This is a genomic window from Occultella glacieicola (assembly GCF_004353825.1).
Classification (GTDB): domain Bacteria; phylum Actinomycetota; class Actinomycetes; order Actinomycetales; family Beutenbergiaceae; genus Occultella; species Occultella glacieicola.
This window is the reverse complement of sequence record NZ_SMNA01000011.1, coordinates 151,032-162,460: the sequence shown is the minus strand read 5'-3', so window position 1 is coordinate 162,460 and position 11,429 is coordinate 151,032. Positions and strand designations below refer to the sequence as shown.

At 73.5% G+C, this 11,429-nt stretch carries 5 protein-coding genes and 1 pseudogene; 1 reads left to right on the top strand and 5 read right to left on the bottom strand.

Annotation, left to right across the window (positions count from 1 at the left end):
* The 4 genes and pseudogenes from EXU48_RS20030 to EXU48_RS20015 form a co-directional block, all read right to left on the bottom strand.
* Window positions 1–774, bottom strand: a pseudogene (locus EXU48_RS20030) (thiol reductant ABC exporter subunit CydC); the annotation flags it as partial.
* Window positions 771–2,633 (bottom strand): ABC transporter ATP-binding protein/permease, encoded by a 1,863-nt coding sequence (locus EXU48_RS20025; protein WP_235857158.1) that lies wholly within the window; start codon window positions 2,631–2,633, stop codon window positions 771–773. The pseudogene EXU48_RS20030 and the gene EXU48_RS20025, both read right to left, overlap by 4 nt.
* Window positions 2,630–3,667 (bottom strand): cytochrome d ubiquinol oxidase subunit II, encoded by a 1,038-nt coding sequence (cydB, locus tag EXU48_RS20020; RefSeq protein ID WP_133109447.1) that lies wholly within the window; start codon window positions 3,665–3,667, stop codon window positions 2,630–2,632. Before cydB ends, EXU48_RS20025 begins: the two co-directional genes overlap by 4 nt.
* 12 nt (window positions 3,668–3,679) lie before the next feature.
* Window positions 3,680–5,170 carry a cytochrome ubiquinol oxidase subunit I gene (locus EXU48_RS20015; protein WP_133109446.1) on the bottom strand — a complete coding sequence of 497 codons (1,491 nt, stop codon included), beginning with the start codon at window positions 5,168–5,170 and terminating at the stop codon, window positions 3,680–3,682.
* 430 nt (window positions 5,171–5,600) lie between these two features.
* Between EXU48_RS20015 and EXU48_RS20010 the strand changes: the two genes are divergently transcribed.
* On the top strand, window positions 5,601–9,179 hold the full coding sequence (locus EXU48_RS20010; RefSeq protein ID WP_235857157.1) for a ribonuclease E/G: 3,579 nt from the start codon (window positions 5,601–5,603) through the stop codon (window positions 9,177–9,179).
* Window positions 9,180–9,307: 128 nt separating this feature from the next.
* Here EXU48_RS20010 and EXU48_RS20005 read toward each other — a convergent pair whose 3' ends face one another.
* Window positions 9,308–11,428 carry a hypothetical protein gene (locus EXU48_RS20005; protein ID WP_133109445.1) on the bottom strand — a complete coding sequence of 707 codons (2,121 nt, stop codon included), beginning with the start codon at window positions 11,426–11,428 and terminating at the stop codon, window positions 9,308–9,310.
* Window position 11,429 lies beyond the last annotated feature (1 nt).

Genomic DNA, 11,429 nt, shown 5'->3' with positions numbered 1-11,429 from the left:
GGCGGCGGCGTCCTGGGCGGCGGCGACCCGGGCCTCCGCGCGGCGCAGGTCGGCGACGGCGCCGGCGAGGCGACCGGACACGCGCAGCTCGGTGGCGCCGTCGAGGATCAGCATGGACGCCGCGGCGACGTCCGCGCGGGCCTGCACACCGGCCAGCTCGCTGCGCCGGGCCGCGAGGGCCGCGAGGGTGGGCGCACCGATCCCCGCGACCAGCAGGGCGAGCGCCAGGATGGCCGCGGCGGCGGGGGAGAACGCGGCCACGAGGGCGACGGTGCCCGCCGAGACCACGACGGCGACCGCCGTCGGGATCAGCGCCCGGACCACCACGTCACCGACCGCGTCGACGTCCGCGCCGACCCGGGCCAGGACATCGCCGCGACGCATGCCGGCGGTCGCCTCCGGGTGCCCACCGGCGAGGATCCGGTACACGTTCGTGCGCAGGTCGACCACCCCGCGCAACGCCACCTCGTGCGAGGAGAGCCGCTCCAGGTAGCGGAACACGCCACGGGATATGCCGAGCGCCCGCACGGCCACCACGGCGACGCCCAGGTGCATCACCGGCGGCATCTCGGAGGCGCGGGCGATCAGCCACGCGGACGCGGCCGCGAGGCCGACGGCGCTGCCCAGCGCGAGCGTCCCGCACAGCACCGCGATGACCGCCCGGCCCCGGTCGACGTGCAGCAGCGGAAGGATCCGGCGCAGCGCGGCGAGTTCCGGCCCGCCGCGACGGCGGTCGGGCGCCCGCAGGTGCGGTGGGCCCGCCGGCGCGGTCATCGGGCCACCCCGGGCAGTTCGGCAGGCTCGGCACTGGGCTCGGCGGCGGCAGGCCCGGCCGTGGCCTCCGGATCGGCGTCGTGGTCGGACCGCTCGGCTCCGTCGGGCAGCGGGCCTGCGTACACCTCGATCACGTGGTCCGCGGCGGCGATGAGCTCGGGCCGGTGCGCGATCACGAGCACCCCCTTCCCGGCGTCCGCGGCCGCACGCAGGGTGGAGAGCACCTGTGCCTCGCTCGCCGCGTCCAGATGGGCGGTCGGCTCGTCGAGGACCAGGAACCGGCCGGGGTGCAGCAGCCCACGGGTCAGGGCCAGGCGTTGGCGCTGCCCGAGGGACAGGCCCACGCCGCCCCGCCCCACCGGGGTGTCCCAGCCGAGCGGCAGGCCGGCCAGCGCCTCGGCGAAACCGGTCGCCGCGGCCGCCGCCGAGAGTGCTGTTGTGGCTGCCATTTCGGCACTCTCGTCGCTGGTCTGCGAGGTGGGTCCGGTCGCGGCCGCCGCCGAGGGTGCTGCCGAGAGTGTTGTTGTGGTCGCCATTTCGACACTCTCACCGCCGGTGACATACTCGCGCAGGGTGCCGGGCTCGATCACGGGACGCTGCGGCACCCAGGCGAGTTGGGTCCACCACGAGTCCGGGGCCACCTCGGTGAGCGGCACCACGCCGTCGGTGGTGTGCAGCAACACCCGGCCGACGTCCGGGGCCTGCACGCCGAGCGCGGTCATCGCTGCCGTGGACTTCCCGGACCCGTTCGGGCCGACCAGCGCCGTGATCGTCCCCGACCGCACGACTCCGCGCAGACCCGCGGGCGCCGCATAGTCGCGGTCCCCCGCGCGCACGCTCACGCCGTCCCACTCGAGCGCGGTCACGGCCCGGACCGACCGGGTGGGAACGCCGGACCGGCCGGCCGGAGTGTCCAGGACGGCGTGCACCCGCTCGGCCGCGGCCACCCCGTCCGCCGCGGCGTGGAAGTGCACACCGACCTGGCGCAGCGGCAGCAGCACCTCCGGGGCCAGGATCAGCACCGCCAGCCCGGTGACCAGGTCGAGCTCGCCGTAGACGAGCCGCAGCCCCACCCCGACGGCGACCATCGCCACCGACAGGGAGGCGAGCAGCTCCAGGACCGCACCGGACAGGAACGCCACCCGCAGCGTCGCCATCGTGGTGCGGCGAGTCGCGTCGGCCAGTTCCCGGACCCGGCGGACGGGGCCGAGCGCACGTCCGAACGCCTGCAGGGTGGGCAGGCCGGCGATCAGGTCCAGCAGCCGGCTCCCCAGACGGGACAGCGCCGCCAACCGGTCCGCCGCGTACTTCTGGGTGGCGACCCCGACCAGCCACATGAACAGGGGGATCAGCGGGATGGTGAGGCCGATCGTCACGGCCGAGAGCAGATCCATCCCGGCGATCACCGCCAGCACCGACGGCGTCAGCACGGCCGTCAGCAACAACTGCGGCAGGTAGCGCACGAAGTACGGCTCGAGGGCCTCGATGCCCCGGGTGACCAGGGTGGCGGTGTCGGTGCCGTTGGTGGCGAGCCACCGCGGCCCGAGTTCCACCGAGTGGGTGAGCACCTGTTCGCGCAACTGGTTGATCACCCGGACGGCGCTGCGGTGCGCGATCGACTCCGAGACCGTGGCGAGCACGGCCCGCACCACGAACAGCGCCCCGACCCACGCGATCTGCGGCAGCACCTGGGCGATCGTGGCGTCGGAGGTGATCACCGGGGCCACCGCACGGGCGAGCAGGACCGCCCCGCCCACCACGCACGCCGTCATCGCCACCGTGAGGGCGGCCGCGACCAGGATGTAGGTGCGCGCGGCGCGTGCCCGGCGGAGCAGGCGTGGGTCGAGGGGCTTGCTCACGAGCGGGCCGGGTCCTTCGTCGGGTGCTTGCGCGGCAGGCCGATGTGGGCGGGGATCGCGGACGTGGTCAGCCGCTTGCGGAACACCCAGTAGGTCCAGCCCTGGTAGGCCAGGATCAACGGGGTCAGGCAGGCCGCCACCCAGGTCATGATCGTCAGCGTGTAGTCCGTGGACGAGGCGTTCGCGATGGTCAGCGAGTTCGCCGGGTCGTTGATCGCGGGCAGCACGTTCGGGAACAGCGAGCCGAAGATGACCACCACCACGGCGGCGATGGTGAGCGCGCTGAGCGTGAACGCCCAGCCCTCACGGCGGGCCCGGGTCGCGACCACGACCCCGACCAGGGCGGCCGCGGCCACGCCCACCGGCGCCCAGGTCCAGGCGTGCGCCGAGTGCGCCCAGACCGCGAAACCCCCGGCCACCACCAGCGTCGGCCCCGCCAGCGCGGCGGCGGTGCGCCCGGCCCGCTCGCGCATCTGCCCGTCGGTCTTGAGGCTGATGAAGATCGCGCCGTGCAGGGCGAACAGCAGCGCCGTGGTGGCCCCGCCGAGCAGCGCGAACGGGGAGAGCAGCTCGAAGAACCCGGAGACCATCTGGTGGTCGGCGTCCAGGCGCACCCCGCGGACGAAGTTCGCGAACGCCACCCCCCAGAGCACGGCCGGGACCCAGGACCCGATCGTGATCGCCCAGTCCCACCGGGCCCGCCAGACGTCGTCGTTGATCTTGCCGCGGTACTCGAACGCGACCCCACGAATGATCAGGGCCGCGAGGATCGCCAGCAGCGGCAGGTAGAACCCCGAGAACATGGTCGCGTACCACTCGGGGAACGCGGCGAACGTGGCGGCGCCGGCCACGATCAGCCACACCTCGTTCCCGTCCCAGACGGGGCCGATGGTGTTGATGACGAGACGGCGGTCCGTGTCGTCCTTGGAGAGCGGCCGCATCAGCATGCCGACGCCGAAGTCGAAACCCTCCAGGACGAGGTAGCCCATCCAGAAGAAGGCGATGATGGCGAACCAGAGCAGGGGCAGATCCATGACTTCCTCGACTCAGTACGCGAAGGACAGGGGCTCGGACTCGGACTCGGCGCTGCCGTCGGTGCCGCCCGGGTCGTCCGGCTTCGCGCCCGAGGACGGCCCGGACGCCGCCGGGGCCACCCCGATCGCGGCGTACCGGCGCATGAGGGTGAACCAGACGACCGCGAGCACCGTGTAGAGCACCGTGAAGGTGAGCAGGGAGGCGAGCACCTCACCGACGGGCACGGTGGTGGACAGCCCGTCCGCGGTGAGCATCCAGACCAGGTCCACGCCGGTCGGGTTCGGCGCCACCACCCAGGGCTGGCGCCCGGTCTCGGTGAAGATCCACCCGAACGAGGCGGCCACGAACGGCATCGGGATCGCCACCAGACACAGTCGCCCGAACCACCGAGAGTCCGTGATCCGGCCGCGCCGCAGCAACCACAGTCCTACGACCGCCAGCGCCGCCGACCCGGCCGCGAATCCGATCATCAGCCGGAACGACCAGTACGTCAGGGCCAGGTTCGGGCGGTAGTCGACGCCCTCGCCGTATTGCTCCTCGTACTGCGTCTGGAGGTCCTCCACGCCGGGCAGGTACCCGTCGAAGTCGCCGGTACCGAGGTAGCTGGTCACGCCCGGGAGGGTGAGGATGTGCTGCACGCCCTCACAGCTGTTGGACAGGTCACCGATGGTGAGCAGGGAGAAGTCCGCCCCGTTCTCGCCCTCGCACAGGGCCTCCGCCGAGGACATCTTCATGGGCTGCTGCTCGTACATGAGCTTGGCCTGGTAGTCGCCGCTGACGACCACTCCGGCGCCGGCGATCACGATGGTGACCAGCCCGAGCAGGGCGGCGGGCCGGTACACGGTCCGGGCGAGCGAGGTATCGGAGTTGCGGACCGCGCGTACCAGCAGCCAGCCGGCCACCCCCGCGACGAAGGTCCCGGCCACCAGCATCGCGGACGCGACGGTGTGGGTGTACGCGGCGACCAGGGTGTTGTTGGTCAGCACCGCGCCGAAGTCGACCATCTCGGCGCGCCCGGTCTGCTCGTTGAAGATCGCGCCGACCGGGTGCTGCATCCACGAGTTCGCGGCGAGGATGAAGAACGCGGAGGCGTTCGTCGCGACCGCCACCGCCCAGATGCAGGCCAGGTGGATCTTCTTCGGCAGCCGGTCCCAGCCGAAGATCCACAGGCCCAGGAACGTGGACTCCACGAAGAACGCGGCCAGGCCCTCGATGGCCAGCGGCGCTCCGAAGACGTCTCCCACGAACCGGGAGTACTCGCTCCAGTTCATGCCGAACTGGAACTCCTGGACGATCCCGGTGACCACCCCGATGGCGAAGTTGATCAGCAGGAGCTTGCCGAAGAACTTCGTGAGCCGGTACCAGTTCTCCTTCCCGGTGAACGTCCAGATCGTCTGCATGACGGCGACCAGGGGGGCCAGGCCGATCGTGAGCGGAACGAAGATGAAGTGGTAGACGGTCACGATGCCGAACTGCCAACGGGCTACGTCGAGTGCTTCCACCGGTGCGGGCCAGCCTTCACGAGAGCGGGGAGGAACGGTGCCCTCAACGCTAGGTCGGTGCCTTCCGGTGGTCTGGGACCAAGGTCCCGCATCACGACGGCGTGTCACCTCACGGCCCCGGTGCCCTGTGCGATACTGGCCGCGGCGAGCCGGTCAGTCCCATACCTGCCGGTGAGCCCGACGACATCGGCAAAGGTAGTTGGGGTTGTGGAACACGCGCCGCCACCAGGCAAGGCGCGGGCCAGGACCGACCACCCGGAGAACGTGCCCACATGGTGCGTGATGGAATCGGCGGACGGTCGACGCGAGCACTCGCGAGGCCCGAGGCACCTACGACTTTCTCACGGCCGCCCCGCGGGGCGACGCCGACGAACAGCCCACGGGCACCAGGCGGGTATGGCTGGGGTACCGGGCACCGGGAGCACGACCCGTGACAGAGAACGACATCAACCCCAACGAACAGACCGCGGCAACGGAGCCGACCGAGGTCCCCGCCGAGCAGCCGCGCCCGCGCCGCTCCCGCCGTGCCACCCGGCCGGTGATGACCCCCGAGGAGCACGCGGCCGCTCAGGCGGCACAGGCGGCCGACGGCGCAGGCTCGCTCCCGAGCGACGGTGCGGACGGAGGGTCGGCAGGGCCGGACGCCTCGGGTGAGCCGGAGGCGCCGAGCAAGCCGGCGCGCAAGCGCAGCCCCCGCAAGAAGAAGGTCGCCGAGGAGAGCGACGCGAGCGCGCCGCCCGAGGCGACCGACGCGCCCGAGGTGACCGACGGACCGGGTGCCACGCCCGCGGACCCCGTTGCGCCGTCGGACGCTGAGCCGGCCCCGAAGAAGCGCCGGGCGTCCGGTTCCCGGTCGCGGAAGAAGGCCGACAACGACGCCACCGCCGCCACCGACGCCGCCACCGGCACCGGCACCGCCACCGGCACAGCTGACCAGCCGGACGCCGTCGCGACGACCGAAGCCAGCACCGAAGCGCCAACTGAGGCGCCCAAGCGCGCTCGGCGCTCCCGCCGGGCCGGCGCCGCGGCAGGCGCACCCGCTCCCGCACCGACCCTGGATGTGTTCGCGGCCTTCGGCGTGGAGCCCGACGAGGGCGAAGGCGAGCAGGAGCCGGCCGAGGAACTGGCGCGGGTCGACATCGACCTGCCCGAGCGCGACCGGCACACCGGCGTGGGCATCGAGACCGACGCCGAGGACGAGGACGCCGAGGACGAGGACTCCGGTTCCGAGGACGACGACACCGAGGACGACACCGACGACGGTTCCCCGCGCCTGCCCGCCACCGCCCTGCTGTTCCAGGCACCGGACGTCGCCCGCCGCAGCCGTCGGGCAGCCGCTCCGGCGGGCCCGCCGGAGCGCAGCGTCGCCGCCGAGGAGCGGCCCGCGAGTCGTCGCCGGAAGGCGGAGGAGCCGGAGGCCGTGCCCGCGGCAGGAGCCGACGAGACCGGGTCGGAGCAGCCGGACGAGGCCGACACCACGGACACCACGGACGAGAGCGGCGCGCCGAACCGGCGTCGACGCCGTCGCGGTGGCCGGGGGCGGCGCCGGCCGGCGAACTCCGGTTCCGGTGACGACGGCGCCGGCGACGAGTCCGAGGGTGAGGAGCCCGAGGCCAACGGCACCGAGGGCAACGGGCCCAAGGGCAACGGCGCGGAAGCCGCCACGGACGTTGACGCCGAGGACGACACCGCGCAGGACTCCGAACCTGCCGAGGACTCCGACGGCGGTGACGGCTCCGAGGGTGGTTCGCGCCGCCGGCGGCGCCGCCGCAGCCGTGGCGGCAGCGGCAGCAGCGGCGGTGGCTCCCGGTCGGACGACGGGGCGCGCGCCGCGCGCGACGAGGTCACCGCGCTGAAGGGCTCCACCCGGCTGGAGGCGAAGCGCCAGCGGCGCCGCGACGGCCGGGACTCCAACCGGCGCCGCTCGATCATCACCGAGGCGGAGTTCCTGGCCCGCCGGGAGTCGGTCGAGCGCGCCATGGTGGTGCGCGAGCGCGACGGGCGCACCCAGATCGCGGTGCTCGAGGACAACGTCCTCGTCGAGCACTACGTGGCCCGCAAGACCCAGACCTCGATGGTCGGGAACGTCTACCTCGGCCGGGTCCAGAACGTGCTGCCCTCGATGGAGGCCGCGTTCATCGACCTTGGCAAGGGCCGCAACGCCGTGCTCTACGCGGGCGAGGTGAACTGGGACGCCGCCGGGCTCGAGGGCCAGCCGCGCCGGATCGAGCAGGCCCTGTCCTCCGGCGACTCCGTGCTCGTGCAGGTCACCAAGGACCCGATCGGGCACAAGGGGGCCCGGCTGACCTCCCAGATCACCCTGGCCGGCCGGTACCTGGTGCTGGTGCCGTCCGGGGCGATGACCGGGATCTCCCGCAAGCTCCCGGACACCGAGCGGGCGCGTCTGAAGAAGCTGCTCAAGGAGATCGTGCCGGACGGGCAGGGGGTGATCGTGCGCACCGCCGCCGAGGGCGCCAGCGAGCAGGAGCTCCGCAACGACGTCGAGCGGCTCACCAAGCAGTGGGCGGACATCCAGGCCAAGACCGGCCGCAAGTCGGTCTCCGCACCGGTGCTGCTCAAGGGCGAGCCCGAGCTGGCCACCCGGGTGGTCCGGGACGTGTTCAACGAGGACTTCGCGTCCCTGACCGTCTCCGGTGAGGAGGCCTGGTCGACCATCTCGGAGTACGTCGCCTCGGTGGCCCCGGACCTGGAGCCGCGACTGACCCACTGGGTCGAGAGCAAGGACGTGTTCGCCGCGCACCGCATCGACGAGCAGCTCGCCAAGGGCATGGACCGCAAGGTGTACCTGCCCTCGGGCGGGTCCCTGGTGATCGACCGCACCGAGGCGATGACGGTCGTGGACGTCAACACCGGGAAGTTCACCGGCTCCGGCGGGACCCTCGAGGAGACCGTCACCCGGAACAACCTGGAGGCGGCCGAGGAGGTCGTCCGCCAGCTCCGGCTGCGCGACATCGGCGGCATCATCGTCATCGACTTCATCGACATGGTCCTCGAGGCGAACCGGGACCTGGTGCTGCGGCGCCTGACCGAGTGCCTCGGCCGCGACCGGACCCGCCACCAGGTGGCCGAGGTGACCTCGCTCGGCCTGGTCCAGATGACCCGCAAGCGGGTCGGCCAGGGCCTCGTCGAGGCGTTCAGCGAGACCTGTGAGCACTGCAACGGCCGCGGTTTCATCGTGCACAGCGATCCCGTCGAGAACGACGGCCCGACCGAGCCGGAGGCCGAGGAGACCCGCGGCGGGCGCCGTCGGGGCAACCGGCGCAGCGGTGGCGACAGCCGCCAGTCCGCGTCAGCGGCCCAGGTGCCGGCCCCGGAGGCGGAGGTGGACCCGGAGCAACGGGCCGCGGTGCGCGCCACGCTCGCCACCATCGCGGCCGCGGCCGCGCACGCCCACGAGCACGAGCACGGGGTGGACGCCCCGGTCGGCGCCCATGCCCCCGGTGCGGGGATCGCCACCGGCGAGAGCCCGGCGGCCGCCGGATCCTCGGAGGCCGCGATTGCGGATCCGGGTGCTGCGGCCACGGGTTCGGCGTCGATCGACGCCGCCGACCCTGCTGACTCGGCCAACGCTTCCGGTGGCGCGAGCGTGGGTCTGCTGCCGCGGCTGCCGATCCCGGACCGCTCGGTCGCGGAGCGTCTCGACGCTCTCGCCCGCGGCATCGGCCGCGACTCCTCGGACTCCGCGCAGTTCGAGGCGGCCGCCGCCGAGGTGGCCTCGGTGGACGGCGCCCTGCTCGGCGACGGCAGCGACGAGCCGGTCCAGGTCCGGCTCGTCGAGGGCAGCTACGAGGCCCTCGCCGCGCCGTCGAACCTGGCGCGCTCCGGCGATGCCCCGGTGGTGCAGACCCCGGTCGAGGCCACGGACGACGCAGCATTCCAAGCACAGCAGCCGAGCGAGGTGGCCGGGACCGAGCCCACCGAGGCGGGCGGGAACAACCGTCAGCCGGACGCGAACGACGCCGAAGCGGACGGTTCGGGCTCCGCGTGAGCGCTCAACGTTGACCGACCTGTGGGGCTTCCATCCGGGAGCCCCACAGTCATGTCCGGCCGGCTGGTGCGACCGGCGAGCAACGCAAGAGACGTGGCTGCGGGGTTGTGCTGAGCCGCAGCGCATTCTCAGGGCCCGGTGTTCCCCGCGCTCATCGGCACCCGAGTGGCGCTGCGCCGTCCGGCGTCCGCCTCCCCGGCAGCGGACGGACGGTCCAGCCACCGGTTCCACACGAACCGCAGGAACGTCGGCGTCAGCGCGATCGCGGCCACCAGAAACAGCATGAACGTCGCGGTCCGGGACCCCAGCAGGGTCAGCGGGGCCACGGAGAGCGCGTAGATCCCGAGCATCACCATGCCGCGGGTGCGCGGGCCCGTGGACCGGGTCGCCGCGAACGCCGACGACTCCTGCAACGGGTCGTTCGCCACCGTGAACGGCACGGCGGAGGTGTCCCCGAGTTCCAACCCGGCGGCCTGAGCGAAACCCGCCAGGCCGCTCAGGTCCCCACCGGGAGCCCACGCCTCGGCGGGCAGCACGGCCCGCCAGTGGCCCCACCGGTCGGTGAGCGCGAAGGCCCAGGCCTGCCCCTGGTGCATCAGCCGCTGCACCGAGACCAGCCCGATGTCGGTGTCCGAGGATGCGGCCAGCCAGGCCTCGTGGCCGGTGGCGGTGCGGATGCCCACGTTCGCGCCGTCGAACAGCAGCGCGGCCCGCCGGGAGAACCGGTTGGACCGCCCGGGCGCGGCTCCGGGCCGGTACACCGCCTTCATCCGGCGGACGTCGTGGTCGCGGGCCCAGGACCACAGCCACCAGAGCCAGGGCTCGAGCACGGCGGCGAACATCAGGATCACGCAGGTGCGCACCCACCAGGTGTTGGCGAGCAGGTAGGCGGAGCCGAGTCCGCCGATGATGATCGCGGCCAGCGCCGGCCACCGGATGATCGCGTTCAGCGGGGATGCCGGCCCGGTGTCCTTGTTCAGGGTGTTGCCGCGCTTGGCGCGGCGCCGGTGGGCGTCGGCCGGGCGGGCCGCGGTGCCGCGGTAAGGGAGGAGGTGCGGGGCCGGGCGGATCACGTCGGCGACCGCCTCGATCGGCATCGCGGCCGGGTTCGGCGCGCTGGCCACGCCGGTGGCGCCGGCCCTCGCCTTGGGCCGGACCCGGGACGGGTCGGCCATCGGCGGGTGCGCCACACCGCGCCGGATCGGCACCCGGAGGGTCGCGGCCCCGGCGGTGATGCCGCTCGCCTGCAGCGCCCACACCAGGCGGCCGTGCGCCCGCAGGTGCTCGGCGCCCGGCGCCGCAGACCAGGACTGGGCCTGGGTGACCTCGGGCTGGACGAGCCAGTCCGCGACGGCGATCGCGCCCATGCTCTGGCCGGCGGCGTTGCAGAAGTGCACGGCGCCGAGCTCGTCGTAGAGGGGAACCCGCGCGTAGCGCTCGGCCGGGTCGTACGGCGCCAGCACGTCCACCGGCGACGGCGGCGCCACGTGCAGCAGGTACTCGATCGGGGTGTCCAGGCCGATCACCCGCCGACCCTGCGCCGTCGTGAACTCGACCCGGTCGGCGACGAACATCGCGCGGGCGTACCGGGCCCACCGGGTCTGCGGCCGCGCCCGGGGTGAGGCCCGCAGCTCGATGCGCCCGGACCGGGCCGGCAGCGTCGGCATGGCCGGCCGTTCGTAGTCCCACACGGCCGCGGTGAACATCGCGGCCAGGTGGTCGACGTCCGCGGCCGCGTTGGCCACGTTGCCGGCGAGCAGGAACCGGCGGGACGACCCGAGCTGTCCACCGAACTGCGCGAGCGCGTCCGTCGCGGACTTCAGCGCCCCACCGACGTGCCCGAGCACCGCGTTGAAGCCGTACACCGGCTCCGCCTGTGGGTCGGGGTTGACCGGGGTCCGGCCGGCCGGCGCCCCCGCCAGCGTCGCGTACTCACCCCAGGTGGGCGGCGTCACAGTGCCGAGGAGCTGCTGCTCGGCAGGGACCAGCCGCCAGTCGGCGAGCATCCGGCGGTCCGCGTCGAGCATCGAGGCGAGCGTGGTGAACCGGCCGTGCAGCTGATCCTGCTCGGCCGGCAGGAAGCCGAGCAGTTCGTGCACGGTGGCCAGTGCCGAGTCCACCGCCGCGCGGGCGCGATCGAACGGGTCGCCTCCGCCCGCCAGCAGCAGCTGGCTCGGGGTGCGGGGCACCGCAGGCTGGACGCGCCGCTTCGGTGGTGCCGGGGCGGCGGTCTGGGGCTGGAGACTCATC